This window comes from Pelomicrobium sp. G1 (assembly GCF_051905455.1).
In the GTDB taxonomy this organism is placed as follows: domain Bacteria; phylum Pseudomonadota; class Gammaproteobacteria; order Burkholderiales; family UBA6910; genus Pelomicrobium.
Genome location: NZ_JBQACR010000003.1, coordinates 1 through 15,884 on the forward strand (window position 1 = coordinate 1; position 15,884 = coordinate 15,884).

At 66.7% G+C, this 15,884-nt stretch carries 13 protein-coding genes; 12 read left to right on the forward strand and 1 reads right to left on the reverse strand.

Annotated features, from left to right (window positions below; all coding sequences use genetic code 11):
* Positions 1-99 precede the first annotated feature (99 nt).
* Positions 100-792 (reverse strand): Crp/Fnr family transcriptional regulator, encoded by a 693-nt coding sequence (locus tag ACTFO6_RS03695; RefSeq protein WP_439933105.1) that lies wholly within the window; start codon positions 790-792, stop codon positions 100-102.
* Positions 793-1,097: 305 nt separating this feature from the next.
* Between ACTFO6_RS03695 and ACTFO6_RS03700 the strand changes: the two genes are divergently transcribed.
* The 12 genes from ACTFO6_RS03700 to rsfS all read left to right on the forward strand — a co-directional run bounded on the left by ACTFO6_RS03700 (position 1,098) and on the right by rsfS (position 15,868).
* Positions 1,098-3,068: an AMP-dependent synthetase/ligase gene (locus tag ACTFO6_RS03700; RefSeq protein WP_439933401.1), complete on the forward strand. Its 1,971-nt coding sequence runs from the start codon at positions 1,098-1,100 to the stop codon at positions 3,066-3,068.
* The gene (locus tag ACTFO6_RS03705) at positions 3,068-3,856 is read left to right on the forward strand and encodes an ABC transporter ATP-binding protein (RefSeq protein WP_439933106.1); all 789 of its coding nucleotides are present in this window, start codon (positions 3,068-3,070) and stop codon (positions 3,854-3,856) included. Before ACTFO6_RS03700 ends, ACTFO6_RS03705 begins: the two co-directional genes overlap by 1 nt.
* A gap of 10 nt (positions 3,857-3,866) precedes the next feature.
* Positions 3,867-4,748: a branched-chain amino acid ABC transporter permease gene (locus ACTFO6_RS03710; protein ID WP_439933107.1), complete on the forward strand. Its 882-nt coding sequence runs from the start codon at positions 3,867-3,869 to the stop codon at positions 4,746-4,748.
* Positions 4,749-4,790: 42 nt separating this feature from the next.
* The gene (locus ACTFO6_RS03715; RefSeq protein ID WP_439933108.1) at positions 4,791-5,858 is read left to right on the forward strand and encodes a branched-chain amino acid ABC transporter permease; all 1,068 of its coding nucleotides are present in this window, start codon (positions 4,791-4,793) and stop codon (positions 5,856-5,858) included.
* Positions 5,859-5,956: 98 nt separating this feature from the next.
* A complete protein-coding gene (locus ACTFO6_RS03720) occupies positions 5,957-7,351 on the forward strand; it encodes an ABC transporter substrate-binding protein (protein ID WP_439933109.1) in 1,395 nt (464 codons plus the stop codon).
* Positions 7,352-7,479: 128 nt separating this feature from the next.
* Positions 7,480-8,292 (forward strand): ABC transporter ATP-binding protein, encoded by an 813-nt coding sequence (locus ACTFO6_RS03725; protein ID WP_439933110.1) that lies wholly within the window; start codon positions 7,480-7,482, stop codon positions 8,290-8,292.
* Between the two features lie 15 nt (positions 8,293-8,307).
* Complete coding sequence (locus tag ACTFO6_RS03730) at positions 8,308-9,549, forward strand: phenylacetate--CoA ligase family protein (protein WP_439933111.1); 1,242 nt, start codon at positions 8,308-8,310, stop codon at positions 9,547-9,549.
* Between the two features lie 119 nt (positions 9,550-9,668).
* Entirely contained in the window at positions 9,669-10,562 is an 894-nt protein-coding gene (gene folD / locus ACTFO6_RS03735) for a bifunctional methylenetetrahydrofolate dehydrogenase/methenyltetrahydrofolate cyclohydrolase FolD (protein WP_439933402.1), read from the forward strand.
* 201 nt (positions 10,563-10,763) lie between these two features.
* The gene (gene aceE / locus ACTFO6_RS03740) at positions 10,764-13,430 is read left to right on the forward strand and encodes a pyruvate dehydrogenase (acetyl-transferring), homodimeric type (protein WP_439933112.1); all 2,667 of its coding nucleotides are present in this window, start codon (positions 10,764-10,766) and stop codon (positions 13,428-13,430) included.
* Between the two features lie 43 nt (positions 13,431-13,473).
* A complete protein-coding gene (gene aceF / locus ACTFO6_RS03745; protein ID WP_439933113.1) occupies positions 13,474-14,832 on the forward strand; it encodes a dihydrolipoyllysine-residue acetyltransferase in 1,359 nt (452 codons plus the stop codon).
* Positions 14,829-15,497 (forward strand): nicotinate-nucleotide adenylyltransferase, encoded by a 669-nt coding sequence (gene nadD / locus ACTFO6_RS03750; RefSeq protein ID WP_439933114.1) that lies wholly within the window; start codon positions 14,829-14,831, stop codon positions 15,495-15,497. Before aceF ends, nadD begins: the two co-directional genes overlap by 4 nt.
* A complete protein-coding gene (gene rsfS / locus ACTFO6_RS03755) occupies positions 15,494-15,868 on the forward strand; it encodes a ribosome silencing factor (protein WP_439933115.1) in 375 nt (124 codons plus the stop codon). The genes nadD and rsfS overlap by 4 nt, the downstream gene beginning before the upstream one ends.
* Positions 15,869-15,884: the final 16 nt, after the last annotated feature.

A 15,884-nucleotide genomic window follows, 5' to 3' on the forward strand; every position in this document is an offset into this window, starting at 1 on the left:
CCCTCCATGGGCCAGGGAACGCTGCCGCCGCAGTACCAGCAGGCGCTCGAACCGGTGATCGCGGCGAACTGGCAGTAGACCGGCGCGCGGGAGGAGGGGTCACGGGCGACGGTTGGTCATGCCCCCGAACCGAGCGAGCCCCTCCGGATCCAGCACCGTCACCACTCCGTAGTCGGCGACGATCAAACCGGCCTTTTCCAGCACTTGCAGCGCTTGGTTGACTCGCTGGCGGGAGGCGCCCACCAGGTAGCCCAGCTCTTCCTGGGAAATCTGGATCTGGGGCTGGGCCGCCGGGTGCAGCAGGGGATTGAACAGGAGCGCCAGGGACCTCGCTACTCGCGCGTCCAGGTCGAGCAGCCGCTCGTGCTCCAGCATGCCGATGAAGTGGGCGAGCCGCTCGTTCAACTGGGTGAGGAGGAAGCGGTTGAAGGCGAAGCTCGTGTCCAGCAGCCAGTGGAAGGTGGCCTCGGGCATGAAGGCCATGCGGGAGGCGCGCAGCGCCACCACGTCGTAGCGGCGCGGCTCCCCTTTCAGCACAGAACCTTCCCCGAACCAGCTTCCCCCGGGAATGCCCGCCAGGGTGAACGACTTGCCGGAATCGGCGGTGCACTGGAGCTTGACAAGCCCCTCTACCACCCCCAGCCAGGCCCGGGAGGGCTCGCCCCGGGGGCAAATCAAAGCCCCCGGCCCGTAGTCCCGCACGACCGTGGAGGCTTTGACCCGGGCGAGCTGCTCGGCCGTGAGTTCCCGGGTCCAGGGGCTCAGGGCCAACATCTCATCGAGAGACCGCACGTGCTCAATTGTCAATGAAGTGACAGTGTACGGGGAAGATCCGCCCTAAGCTTTGTCTGAGCACACAATTTCGGCACGGGCGCATGCTGCGACGCAGTATGACCTCGGGATCCAGGCATAAAGGAGGCAGGGGGTTCATCGCTGGCGCAGGATGGGGGTCCGGAAGCCAGGCGTTCCGCTAGAATCGATCCTATCAGCGCCGGCCGTGGCGTAAGAGCAGGAGCGAGTCCATGAAGGTGCGGGAGCGTCCGTGGGCCATGGCGGGCAGGCGCCGGCTGGTCCCGTCCCAGGACGCGCAGGAGGAAATGCAGACCTTGGGAGTGCCGGGGGAGGCTCCGGACACTTTTCCCCGGCTGCTGCTGCACCACGTGGCAGTGCGGGGCGAGCGTCCCGCCATCCGGGAGAAGGACTACGGCATCTGGCAGACCTGGACCTGGCGCCAGGTGCTGGACGAAGTGCGGGCGATCGCTTGCGGGTTGGCGGCCGAGGGCTTCCAGCGCGGCCAGCGCCTGGCCATCATCGGGGAAAACCGCCCTCGGCTCTACTGGGCCATGGCGGCGGCCCAGGCCCTGGGCGGCATCCCGGTGCCCTTGTACCAGGACGCCGTGGCCCAGGAGATGGGCTACGTATTCCGGGACGCCGAAATCGGCTTCGCCATCGTGGAGGACCAGGAGCAGGTGGACAAGCTCCTGGAAATCCTGCCCGACTGCCCTTTTCTCAAGCGTATCTGCTACGACGACCCCCGGGGGCTGCGCCACTACCCCCAGCCGCAGCTCCAGAGCCTGGACGCCCTCGAGGCCCGGGGGCGTACCTTCGACCGGGAGCACCCGGATTTCTTCCTGCGGGAAATCGCCCTGGGCCGCGCGAGCGACACCGCGGCCCTGTTCTACACCTCGGGCACCACCGGCAACCCCAAGGGGGTGGTGCTCACCCACGACAACCTGATCAGCGCCGCCCGCATCGGCACCGAGATGGAGGGGCTCACCCCCGAGGAAGAGGTGCTCGCCTATCTGCCCATGGCCTGGATCGGGCAGAACATGTTCTCCTACGCCCAGGCCTACGTGGCGGGCTTCTGCGTGAGCTGCCCCGAGTCGGCCGACACGGTGCTCAACGATATGCGGGAGATCGGGCCGACCTATTACTTCGCGCCGCCCCGGGTGTTGGAGGCGCTGCTCACCCAGGTGACCATCCGCATGGATGACGCCGGCTGGCTCAAGCGCCGGATGTTCGACCGCTTTATGGAAATCGCCCGCCGGGTGGGGGGAAAGATCCTCGGGCGCCGGGAGCGGGTCTCCCTCCTCGACCGCCTGCTGTACCTGGCCGGCGACCTCCTGGTCTACGGGCCCTTGCGCAACGTGCTGGGCTTGAGCCGCATCAAAGTGGCTTATACCGCCGGGGAAGCCATCGGCGAGGACCTGTTCCAGTTCTATCGCTCCATCGGCATCAACTTGAAGCAGCTCTACGGCTCCACCGAAACCTCGGTCTTCGTGTGCGTGCAGCCGAACGGGCAGGTGAAACCCGACACGGTGGGCCCGCCGGTGAAGGGGGTGGAAGTGCGGATCGCTGACAACGGGGAGATCCTGGTGCGCTCCCCCGGGCTGTTCCAGGGCTATTACAACAACCCGGAGGCGACCGCCCAGGCCAAGGATCGGGAAGGATGGTTCCACACCGGGGACGCCGGCTACTTCGACGAGGACGGGCACCTGAAGATCATCGATCGCGCCAAGGACGTGGGGCGGCTGGCCGACGGCACCCTGTTCGCCCCCAAATATATCGAGAACAAGCTCAAGTTCTTCCCCTACATCAAGGAAGCGGTGGCTTTCGGCCACGGGCGCGACCGGGTGTGCGCCTTCATCAACATCGACATGGAGGCGGTGGGCAACTGGGCGGAGCGCCGGGGGCTGCCCTACTCCGGCTACACCGATCTCGCCGCCCAGCCCCAGGTCTACGACCTGATCCGGGAGTGCGTGGAAAAGGTGAACCGGGACCTATCCCTCGATCCCAAGCTCGCCGGCTCCCAGATCCACCGCTTCCTCATCCTGCACAAGGAGCTGGACCCGGACGACGGGGAGATCACCCGCACCCGCAAGGTGCGGCGGCGCTTCATCGCCGAGAGGTACGCCCCCCTGGTGGAGGCGCTCTACGCGGGCAGGGAAGAGTGCTACGTGGAGACCCAGGTGCGCTTCGAGGACGGGCGCACCGGCGTGCTCAAGGCCACGGCGCGCATCGCCGACGCCCGCACCTACAGCGTGGACCTGGCAAGAGCGGCCTCCTGATGAACGGCGAGCGCCGGTTCGGCCCTCCGATCCTCACCGTCGAAAACATCTCCCTCTCCTTCGGGGGCGTGAAGGCCCTGGACCGGGTGTCCTTCGAAGTGCGGGAGCGGGAGATCCTGGCCATCATCGGCCCTAACGGCGCGGGGAAAAGCTCCCTGCTCAACGTGATCAACGGGGTCTACCATCCCCAGGAAGGGACCGTGACCTTCCTGGGCAGGAAGCGCCACCGGGTGCGCCCCCACGAGGCCGCCGCCCAGGGCATCGCCCGCACCTTCCAGAACATCGCCCTGTTCAAAGGCATGAGCGTGCTGGACAACATCATGACCGGGCGCAACCTCAAGATGAAGACGGGCTTTCTCGCCCAGGCCCTCTACTGGGGCTGGGCCCAGCGGGAGGAAATCGAGCACCGCAAGAGGGTGGAGGAGATCATCGACTTCCTGGAGATCGAGCACATCCGCAAGACTCCGGTGGGAAGGCTTCCCTACGGGCTGCAGAAGCGGGTGGAGCTGGCACGGGCCCTCGCCGCGGAGCCTAAGCTGCTCCTGCTGGACGAGCCGATGGCGGGCATGAACCTGGAGGAGAAGCAGGACATGTGCCGCTTCGTGCTGGACGTGAACGACGAGTTCGGCACCACTATCGTGCTGATCGAGCACGACATGGGCGTGGTCATGGACATCTCGGACCGGGTGGTGGTGCTCGACTATGGGCGCAAAATCGCGGACGCAGCGCCCGATGAGGTGCGCAACAACCAAGCGGTGATCGACGCCTACCTGGGCGTGGCCCATTGAAGAGGATGACATGGCTTTTTTCATCGAAGTGCTGATCGGGGGCTTGCTTGCCGGCATCATGTATTCCCTGGTGGCCCTCGGCTTTGTCCTCATCTACAAGGCCTCCGGGGTGTTCAACTTCGCGCAAGGGGCGATGGTGTTTTTCGCCGCCCTCACCTGCGTGAGCCTGATCGAGCACGGCTGGAACTTCTGGTTGGCGGTGGGGGCGACCCTCGCCACGATGGTGCTGCTTGGGGTCCTGACGGAGCGCTTCATGCTGCGGCCCCTGGTGAACCAGCCGCCCATTGCGCTTTTCATGGCCACCATCGGCCTCACCTTCCTGCTGGAAGGCGTGGCCCAGCTCCTGTGGGGCTCCCAGCCCCACGGGCTCGACATCGGCATCCGCGACGTGCCGCTGGAGGTGCAAGGCGTGCTCATCAGCCAACTCGATCTCTTCGCCGCCGGCACCGCCGCGGTGCTGGTGACGGCGCTGGGGATATTCTTTAGCCGCACCAAGGTGGGGCGCGCCCTGCGGGCGGTGGCGGACGACCACCAGGCGGCCCTTTCGGTGGGCATTCCGCTGCAGCACATCTGGGCCATCGTGTGGGCGGTGGCGGGGGTGGTGGCCCTGGTGGCGGGGCTCTTGTGGGGCGCTCGCACCGGGGTCCAGTTCGCCCTCACCTTCACCGCCCTCAAGGCGCTGCCGGTGTTGATCCTGGGCGGCTTCGAATCCATCGCCGGGGCGATCGTGGGCGGCCTGATCGTCGGCGCCACCGAAAAGCTGGCCGAAATCTACGTCGGGCCCTTCATCGGCGGTGGCATCGAAAACTGGTTCCCCTACGTGCTGGCGATGGTCTTTTTGCTGATTCGGCCCGAGGGGCTGTTCGGCGAGAAGCGCATCGAGCGGGTGTGAGCCGGGCGCAGGGGGAGCACGCGCAGGAACGGGACCGAAGCCATGATCTACCGCGAAGCCGGCCAGTTCAAGACCAGCTACGTCGCCGACCAGCAGATCTTCCCGATCCGCCAGGATCGCCTCGGCATGGCCCTCATCCTGGCGTTCGCTTACATCGTGGTGCCCGTGATCGGCAACGACTATTGGTTCACCGCCATCCTCATTCCCTTCCTGATCCTGTCCCTGGCGGCCCTGGGCCTCAACATCCTGACCGGCTACGCGGGGCAGCTCTCCCTGGGCACGGCGGGCTTCATGGCGGTGGGGGCCTTCGCCGCTTACAACTTCATCCTGCGCGTGCCCGACATGCCCTTCCTGGTGGCCTTCGTGCTCGCGGGCCTCGCCGCCGCCCTGGTGGGCATCCTGTTCGGGTTGCCCAGCCTGCGCATCAAAGGGTTTTATCTCGCGGTGGCCACCCTCGCCGCCCAGTTCTTCATCGAGTGGGCCCTCATCAAGTTCGGCTGGTTCACCAACTACAGCCCTTCGGGGGTGATCGACGCCCAGACCATGATCCTGTTCGGCATCGCCCTGGACAGCCCCCTGGAGAAATACCTGTTGACCCTGTCCATCGTGTCCGTGCTGGCGCTGGCGGCCAAGAACCTGATGCGCTGCGAGACGGGCCGCGCCTTCATGGCCATCAGGGACATGGACGTGGCGGCCGAGGTGATCGGCATCCCCATGCTCAAGACCAAGCTGCTCGCCTTCGCCATCAGCTCCTTCTACTGCGGGATCGCGGGGGCCTTGTACGCCTATGCTTATCTGGGTACGGTGGAACCTCAGGCGTTCGATCTGACCCGCTCGTTTCAGGTGCTGTTCATGATCATCATTGGCGGCATGGGGAGCATTCTGGGCTCGTTCCTGGGAGCGGCCTTCATCACCTTGCTCCCCATCCTGCTCAACGTGGTGGCCCACGCCTGGTTCGGCGGGGCGGTGCGCATGGCGGTGCTGTCAAACCTGGAGCTGGTAATCTTCGGTGGCCTCATCATTTTCTTCTTGGCGGTGGAGCCCCACGGGCTCGCCCGGCTGTGGCAGATCGCCAAGGAGAAGCTGCGGCTCTGGCCCTTTCCCCACTGACGAGGAGGCGTATCATGGGATCAAGGCGCAAGGTTTAACAAGGCCCGGCCCGACCGGGCCGTGAATCCGATCGATCAGCATTGGAAGGAGGAAAGAGGATGAAACGCGAGTCATTCAAGTCGTGCCGCATCGGCCTGGCCCTGGTGGCCGCCGTTGCGCTGGCGGGAGCTTTCGTGCCGACCCAGGCCGCAGAGCAGTTCATTCCCATGCTGTCCTACCGGGTCGGGCCCTACGCGCCGGGCGGTTCCGGGTTCTTCGGCGGCTACATCGACTACCTGGACATGATCAACAAGCGCGACGGCGGGGTGAACGGGGTCAAGCTCACCTGGGAGGAGTGCGAGACCGAGTACAAGAACGACCGGGGCGTGGAGTGCTACGAGCGGCTCAAGGGCAAGGGCCCGACCGGCGGGACCGTGTTCACGCCGCTTTCCACCGGCATCACCTATTCCCTGATCGAGCGCGCGACCGCCGACAAGATCCCGGTGATCTCCATGGGTTACGGACGTACTGACGCTTCCGACGGCCGCATTTTCCCCTACATCTTTCCGCTGGTCACCAACTACTGGAGCCAGAACACTGCCAAGATCAAGTTCATCGGCATGCGCGAAGGGGGGATGGACAAGCTCAAGGGGAAGAAGATTGCTAATCTCTATCACGGCTCGGCCTACGGCAAGGAAACCATCCCGGTCCTCGATATCCAGGCGAAGAAGTACGGCTTCGAGGTGAAGCACATCGAAGTGCCGCACCCGGGCAACGAGCAGCAGTCCCAGTGGCTGGAGATCCGTCGCTACAAGCCCGACTGGGTGATCCTGCGGGGCTGGGGGGTCATGAACCCGACGGCCCTCAAGACTGCGCAGAAGGTAGGCTTCCCGGCCGACCGGATCGTGGGCGTGTGGTGGAGCGGCGCGGAGGAGGACGTGATTCCTGCGGGTGACGCCGCCAAGGGCTTCATCTCAGCCGCCTTCCACCCGTCAGGGCGCGACTTCCCGGTAATCCAGGATATCTTGAAGCACGTCTACGGCGGCGGCAACCGGGGCAACATGACCGATCAGAGCCGCATCGGCCAGCAGTACTTCAACCGCGGCGTGATCCAGGGCATCCTCACCGTGGAGGCGATTCGCACTGCCCAGGAGAAGTTCGGCAGGGGCAAATCCCTCACGCCGGAGCAGGTCCGCTGGGGCATCGAGAATCTCAACATCGACGAGAAGCGCATCCGTCAGCTCGGGGCCTTCGGGCTGCTGCAGCCCTTGAAGGTCTCGTGTCAGGACCACGAGGGCGGCGGCGCGGTCAAGTTCCAGCAGTGGGACGGGGAGCGCTGGAAGGTGATCTCGGACTGGATTCCCTCGGATCAATCCATCGTGCGCCCCATGATCGAGGAGTCGGCGGCCAGGTACGCCAAGGAGAAGGGGATCAAGCCCCGGGAGGGCACGTCCCTCGGCTCCGACTGCGGCAATTATCCCGAGCACCTGAAGAAGATCGTCTCGGGTGGTTGAAGAGAACGGGCATGCCGGAGGACGCTCGCATTTCTCTGCATGCCCTCTCCCCCGGGGAGAGGGGAAAAGGGCGGCGCTAAATGGTTGGCCAGCCATCTAGCGGAAGCTCGGTTGGCGCCGCGAGCGGGATGGAGGCGAGCCTCTATCTCCTCGCGGTCAACAACATCGAGGTCATCTACGACCACGTCATCCTGGTGCTAAAAGGGGTGTCCCTGGACGTGCCGGAAGGCAGGATCGTGGCGCTTCTGGGCGCTAACGGGGCGGGCAAGACCACCACCCTCAAGGCCGTCTCCAACCTGCTGCGGGCAGAGCGGGGTGAGGTGACCAAGGGCAGCATCGTCTATAAAGGCCGGCGGGTGGACGCCCTCTCCGCCCCCGAGCTGGTGAGGCTGGGGGTGATCCAGGTGATGGAGGGCCGGCGCATCTTCGGCCATCTCACGGTGGAGGAGAACCTGCTCACCGGCGCCTACACCCGGCGGGCGAGCCGGGCCGAGATCCGCCAGGACCTGGAGCGGGTCTACGGCTATTTCCCGCGCCTCAAGGAGCGGCGCAACGCCCTGGCAGGCTTCACTTCCGGGGGCGAGCAGCAGATGACCGCGGTGGGGAGGGCCTTGATGGCCCGCCCGAGCATGATCCTGCTGGACGAGCCGTCCATGGGGCTCGCGCCCCAGATCGTGGAGGAGATCTACGAGATCGTGCAAAGCCTGAACCGCAATGAGGGGGTGAGCTTCCTGCTGGCGGAGCAGAACGCGAGCCTGGCCCTGCGCTACGCCCACCACGGCTACATCCTGGAAAACGGCCGGGTGGTGATGGAGGGCGAAGCCCAGGCGCTGGCGAACAACGAGGACGTCAAGGAGTTCTACCTAGGCATCTCCAAGGGCGGGCGGCTGAGCTTCCGGGACGTCAAGCACTACCGGCGCCGGAAACGCTGGCTGGCGTGACAGAGTTCGTTTCCCATGGACTATTACGACGCCCTGGAAACCCGCGACCCGCAGCTTCGGGAGCGGGCCCTCGTGCAAGCGCTCGCGGCCCAGATCGAGCACGCGAAGCGGGTCGCCCCGGCCTTCGCGCGGCTTCTCGCCGGGGTCAACGGCGCCGACGTCAAGAGCCGCGCGGATCTGGCCCGCCTGCCCCTCATCCGCAAGTCGGAGCTTCCCGAGCTGCAGCGGGCCGAGCCCCCGTTCGGGGGCCTCGCCTCCACGCTGCCCGGAGCGGTGGTGCGCGTCTTCTCCTCTCCGGGTCCCATCTTCGATCCCGAAGGCGCGGGTGCCGACTGGTGGCGCTTCGCCCGGGCCCTCTACGCGGCGGGCTTTCGCCGGGGCGACTGGGTGCACAACGCCTTCTCCTACCATTTCACCCCGGCCGGGTTCATGGTGGACAGCGGCGCCCGGGCCCTGGGCTGCACCGTGTTCCCGGCTGGCGTGGGCCAGACCGAGCTTCAGGTGCAGGCCATCGTCCGGCTCAAGCCCCAGGGCTACGCCGGGACGCCTTCCTTTCTCAAGATCCTGTGCCAGCGGGCCGACGAGCTGGGCGCGGACGTCTCTTCGCTCACCAAGGCGTTGGTCTCCGCGGAAGCCCTTCCGGCGAGCCTGCGGGAGGAAATGGGCCGCCGAGGAATCCGGGTGCTCCAGTGCTACGCCTCCGCCGACCTGGGGCTGATCGCCTACGAGTCGGAGGCCATGGAGGGCCTCATCGTGGACGAAGGGGTGATCGTGGAGATCGTGCGGCCCGGGACCGGCGATCCGGTCCCGGACGGGGAGGTGGGCGAGGTGGTGGTGACCACCCTCAACCCGGACTATCCCCTGATCCGCTTCGCCACTGGGGATCTGTCCGCCGTGCTTCCGGGGCGAAGCCCCTGCGGCCGCACCAACCAGCGCATCCGGGGCTGGATGGGGCGGGCCGACCAGACCGTCAAGGTCCGGGGGATGTTCGTGCATCCCGCCCAGGTGGCGGAGATTCTACGGCGCCATCCCCAGGTAAGCCGCGGGCGCCTGGTGGTGGACCGGGACGAAGCCGGCAACGACCGCATGACCCTCCACTGCGAACTGGAGTCGGGGACGGATGGGGCTGGCCTGCTCGAAGCCTTGATCCGCGCCATCCGGGACGTGACCGGCTTGCGGGGCGGAGCGCTTCTGTGCCGCGCGGGAGAGCTACCCAACGACGGCAAGGTGATCGAAGACCGGCGCAGCGTGTCTTAGCGGGTCCCTGGAAAGGTTTTACCCCGCTCGACCATCTTCCACCCCTCTCCTCATGCCGGCGCCGGAGGGGAAGGCTGTTGCATTGCATTATAATGACGCGTTACGGCCTTCTTCTTCTCATGACGGCGAAGATCATTGACGGTAAGGCGGTGGCCGCCCAGGTGCGGGCCCGGGTCAAGGAGCGGGTGGCTCGGCTGCGGCGGGCGGGCGTCGTCCCGGGGCTGGCGGTCATCCTGGTGGGAGACGATGCGGCGTCCCGGGTGTACGTGGGCACCAAGGTGCGGGCCTGCCGGGAGGCGGGAATTCTCTCCCGCCGAATCGAGCTCCCCGCCCAGACCGCCGAGGCGGAATTGATCCGCACCATCGAAGGCTTGAACCAGGACTCGGCGGTGCACGGCATCCTGGTGCAACTGCCCCTGCCTCCCGCCATGGACGTCCATCGGGTGTTCGAAGCGGTGGCGGCGGAGAAGGACGTGGACGGCTTCCACCTGCACAACGTGGGGCTGCTGTCCATCGGCCGGTGGGGGCTGGCGCCCTGCACCCCGGCGGGCATCCTGCGGCTGCTGGCCCACGAGGGGATCTCCTGCCGGGGCCAGCACGCCGTGGTGGTGGGGGCGAGTAACCTGGTGGGCAAGCCCATGGCCTTGATGCTCCTGCAGGAAGGGGCCACCGTGACCGTGTGCAACTCCAAGACCCGCGACCTCGCCCGGTACACGCGGCTTGCCGACCTTCTCGTCGTCGCCGTGGGCAAGCCCGGCCTCGTCACCGCGGACATGGTGAAGCCTGGCGCGGTAGTGATCGACGTGGGCATCAACCGCCTCCCGGACGGGAGGCTCACAGGCGACGTGGACTTCGACACCGTTGCCCAGCGCGCTTCCTGCATCACGCCGGTGCCGGGCGGCGTCGGGCCCATGACCGTGGCCATGCTTCTGGAGAACACGGTGACCGCGGCCGAGCGCCAGACGCGCGCGAGCTTTCCCACACCCTTAGCCGACCCCGTCGACACCGCCTGAAGAGCGCCAGGGCGCGTGGAAAAATGCGCCCGCGCCCGGTATCATGATTTTTCGGCCCTCCAAGCGCAAGGCCACGAGCCGGTCGCTTGAGTGCAAGGAACCTCTGAAAACGCGCCCTGCGCGGGGTGCCTTCAGGGGTTCTTCAGGCGCGGGTCACCGCCCGCGCCGCCCCCATAAAGTCCAACAGACAAGGTGGAGAAAATGGCTGCTCTTTCCGACCACGATCCCCAGGAAACCAAAGAGTGGATGGAGGCCTTCGAGGCGGTGCTCGAGTTCGAAGGCGCCGAACGGGCCAATTACCTGCTCGACGCCTTGATCGACCGGGCGCGCCGCACCGGCACTTACGTGCCCCGTGACCTCACCACGCCCTACATCAACACCATTCCACCAGACAAGCAGGTGCCCTCGCCCGGCGACCACGAGCTGGAGCACCGCATCCGCTCCTACGTGCGCTGGAACGCGGTGGCCATGGTCCTGCGGGCCAACCGCCACACCAACGTGGGCGGCCACATCGCCAGCTTCGCCTCCGCCGCCACCCTCTACGACGTGGGCTACAACCATTTCTGGCACGCCGAGAGCGAAAACCATGGGGGCGACCTGGTGTTCGTGCAGGGGCACTCGGCCCCGGGCATCTACGCCCGCGCCTTCCTCCTGGGGCGGCTGACCGAGGAGCAGCTCGACAACTTCCGCCAGGAGGTGGACGGCCGGGGGCTTTCGTCCTATCCCCACCCCTGGCTCATGCCCACGTTCTGGAAGTTTCCCACCGTGTCCATGGGGCTCGGACCCATCCAGGCCATCTACCAGGCCCGCTTCATGAAGTACTTGCACGACCGCGGCATCGTCGACACCTCCGGGCGCAAGGTGTGGTGTTTCTGCGGCGACGGGGAGATGGACGAGCCGGAGTCCCTGGGCTGCATCTCCGTGGCGGGGCGCGAGAAGCTGGACAACCTGATCTTCGTGGTCAATTGCAACCTGCAGCGGCTGGACGGCCCGGTGCGCGGCAACGGCAAGATCATCCAGGAGCTGGAAGGGGACTTCCGCGGCGCCGGCTGGAACGTGATCAAGCTGATCTGGGGCTCTTATTGGGATCCGCTGCTCGCCCAGGACAAGAACGGGTTGCTGCTCAAGCGCATGGAGGAGTGCGTAGACGGGGAGTACCAGACCTTCAAGGCGCGCGACGGCGCCTACGTGCGCAAGCACTTCTTCGGCAAGTACCCGGAGCTCGCCCAGATGGTCGCTCATATGACCGACGACGACATCTGGCGCCTGAACCGGGGCGGCCACGATCCCCACAAGATCTATGCCGCCTACCACGCGGCGGTGAGCCACAAGGGCCAGCCCACGGTGATCCTGGCCAAGACGGTCAAGGGCTACGGCATGGGTGAGGCGGGCGAGGGCCAGAACATCACCCATCAGCAAAAAAAGATGGGCACTACCTCCCTCAAGGCTTTCCGCGACCGCTTCAAGCTGCCCATTCCCGACGAAAAGCTGGAAGAGATCCCTTACCTCAAGTTCGAGGAAGGCTCGCCCGAGCTCAACTACATGCGCGAGCGGCGCATGGCCCTGGGGGGCTACCTTCCCTCGCGGCGGCAGAAGGCCGACAAGTCCCTCGACGTCCCGGAGCTGTCCGCCTTCGAGGCCCTGCTCAAGGGTTCGGACGGCCGGGAAATGTCCACCACCATGGCCTTCGTGCGCATCCTGAACGTGCTGGTGAGGGACAAGAACATCGGGAAGTACGTGGTGCCCATCGTGCCGGACGAGTCCCGCACCTTCGGCATGGAGGGGATGTTCCGCCAGTTGGGGATCTGGTCGTCGGTAGGCCAGCTCTACGTGCCCGAGGACGCCGACCAGCTCATGTTCTACAAGGAGGACAAGCACGGCCAAATCCTGCAGGAGGGGATCAACGAGGCCGGCGCCACCTGCTCCTGGATGGCGGCGGCGAGTTCCTACAGCGTCCACAACCAGATCATGATCCCGTTCTACATCTTCTACTCCATGTTCGGGTTCCAGCGGGTGGGCGACCTCCTATGGGCGGCGGGGGACATGCGCTGCCGCGGCTTTCTCATAGGCGGCACTGCCGGCCGCACTACCCTGAACGGTGAAGGGCTGCAGCACGAGGACGGCCACAGCCACATCCTCGCTTCCACCGTGCCCAACTGCATCGCCTACGACCCCGCCTTTGCCTACGAGCTAGCCGTCATCATCCAGGACGGCCTGCGGCGCATGATGCATGACCAGGAGGACGTGTACTACTACATCACCGTCATGAACGAGAACTACGCTCACCCGCCCATGCCCGAAGGCGCGCGGGAGGGCATTCTCAAAGGGATGTACCTCTTCTCCGAGGCAGAAGCGGGCAAGGGCACGAAGGCGCCGCGGGTCCAGCTTCTGGGCAGCGGCACCATCCTACGGGAGGTGATCGCCGCCTCAGAGCTCCTGGCGAACGACTTCGGCGTGATCTCCGACGTGTGGAGCGTGACCAGCTTCAACGAGCTGCGGCGGGAGGGCATGAGCGTCGAGCGCTGGAACCTGCTCCATCCGGAGTCGCCGCCGCGCAAGAGCTACGTGGAGCAGCGCCTGGCGCAGCGGCCCGGCCCGGTGGTTGCGGCCACCGACTACATGCGGCTCTTCGCCGACCAGATCCGGCCCTATCTGCCCAAGCGCTTCATCGCCCTCGGCACGGACGGTTTCGGCCGTTCTGACACGCGCGAGAAGCTGCGCCGCTTCTTCGAGGTAGACCGCCACCAGGTAGCGGTGGCGGCCCTCAAGGCCCTGGCCGACGAGGGCGCGGTGCCGGCCTCCAGGGTTACGGAGGCCATCAAGAAGTACGGCCTCGATCCCGAGCGGGCCGACCCGTGGAAAGTATGAGTCCCGTGCAACGACAGCATCCGGCAGCCGGAACACGCAACCCATGACAACACTGCAAGAAGTAAGGGTACCGGACATCGGCGACTTCAAAGACGTGCCCGTTATCGAGGTGCTGGTCAAACCGGGCGACCTGGTGAAGGCGGAGGATCCCCTCATCACCTTGGAGTCGGACAAGGCCACCATGGACGTGCCCTCGCCGGCGGCCGGGACGGTGAAAGAGGTCAAGGTGAAAGTGGGGGACAAGGTTTCCGAGGGAACCCTGGTGCTGACCCTGGAGGCCGCCCCTGCCCAGGAAGCTCCCCGACCACCTGAGGCCACGCCGCCAGCCCCCGCCCGAAACGAAGTGCCCCCCGCAGCCGCGGCCCAGGCGGCCTCGGCCCCGCCTGCACCAGCCCCGGGAGCGGCTCTGCCGCCGCGGGAAAGCGCCCCGGTCGCTCCTCCCTGGGAGCCGCCCCTTGCGGCCCCTGGGGCGCCGCCTCCCATCGACGAGGCGGGGTTTCGCAAGGCCCACGCGAGCCCGGCGGTGCGCCGCTTTGCCCGGGAGCTGGGGGTCGATCTTACCCGGGTGAAAGGTTCGGGTCCCAAGGGCCGCATCCTCAAGGAGGACGTGCAGGCCTTCGTCAAGCAGGCCCTCGCCCGACCGGCGACGGGCCCGGGTTTCGGGTTCGCCCTGCCCGAGTGGCCGCAAGTGGATTTTTCCAAGTTCGGCCCGGTAGAGACCCGGCCCTTGAGCCGAATCAAGAAGATCTCGGGAGCGAACCTGCACCGCAACTGGGTGGCCATTCCCCACGTCACCCAGCACGAGGAGGCCGACATCACCGAGCTGGAGGCGTTTCGCAGGCAGATGGCGGAGGAGGCCCAAAAGGACGGGGTGCGCCTGACGCTCCTCGCCTTCCTGCTCAAGGCCGCGGTGGCGGCCCTCAAGAAATACCCGGAGTTCAACAGCTCCTTGACGGCGGAGGGGGACGCCCTGGTGCTCAAGGGCTACTACCACATCGGCGTGGCGGTGGACACGCCCGAGGGCCTAGTGGTGCCGGTGATCCGGGACGTGGACCGGAAAGGGGTACTGACCCTCGCCCGGGAGCTAGCGGAGGTGAGCGCCCGGGCCCGGGAGAAGAAACTTTCGCCCGCCGACATGCAGGGAGGCACCTTCTCCATCTCCAGCCTGGGGGGTATCGGCGGCACCGCGTTCACCCCCATCATCAATGCCCCCGAGGTGGCCATCCTGGGGGTCTCTCGCTCCGCCTGGAAGCCGGTATACCGGGATGGGGAGTTCGTTCCCCGGCTGCTCCTGCCCTTGTCCCTGTCCTATGACCACCGGGTGATCGACGGAGCGGCAGCCGCCCGGTTCATCACCGCCTTGGCGGAAGTTCTGTCCGACATCCGACGGCTGGTGCTTTGAAAGCCTTCCGGCTCATCGGCGTCCTCGGGGGCACCTTTGACCCCATCCACTACGGCCACCTGCGCGTCGCCGAGGAGGTGGCCGAAGCCCTGGGCTTGGCGGAAGTCCGGTTCGTGCCGGCCGCCCGGCCGCCCTTGCGGGAGGCCCCGGTGGCGACGGCGGAGCACCGGGCGGAGATGGTGCGCCTGGCCATCGCCGGGAATCCTCGCTTCGTCCTGGAGCCCTGCGAGCTCCAGCGCCCGGGGGTGAGCTACACCGTGGACACCCTGGAGACCCTGCGGCGGGCGCTGGGCTCCGATACGGGCCTCTGCCTGATCCTGGGGGGCGACGCGGCGGCGCGCCTGCCCGCCTGGTCTCGCTGGCAGCGATTGGGGGAGCTGGCCCACCTGGTGCTGGTTAACCGGCCGGGCGGCGGCCCGGTTCCGGATCCGGCTTGGCCGCCGGCGCTCCTGCGGGAGTGGGAGGCGCGCCGCCGCGACGCCCCGGCGGAGCTCGCCCGCGCCCCGGCGGGGGGCATGCTCCAGGTGGCCACCACCCCCCTCGCCATCTCCGCCTCCTCCCTGCGGGCCCTGCTGCGCGCCGGCCGCAGCCCCCGTTATTTGCTTCCCGATTCGGTTCTCGATTATATTGAGATCAACCGGTTGTACGTCCCAGGAGGCGGATGAAACCCGAAAGACTGGCCAGAATCGCCGTTACGGCGCTCGAAGATATCAAGGCCCGCGATATCGTCGTGTTGAACACGACCAAGCTCACCACCCTGTTCGACCGCATGATCATCGCCAGTGCCGACTCCTCGCGGCAGACGCGGGCCCTGGCGATCCACGTGGTGGAAAAAGCGAAGCAAGCCGGCGCCCCGGTGCAGGGCGTCGAGGGAGAGGCGGCCGCCGAGTGGATCCTGATCGACCTGGGCACGGTCATCGTCCACGTGATGCAGCCGGCGGCTCGCGATTATTACAACCTGGAGGAGCTCTGGGGTGGCAGCCGCCCCCGCCGCGAGCGCCAGCGGATTCAGCCGGAACCGGTGAGCTTGCCCTGACCTCGGGCTTCCACCG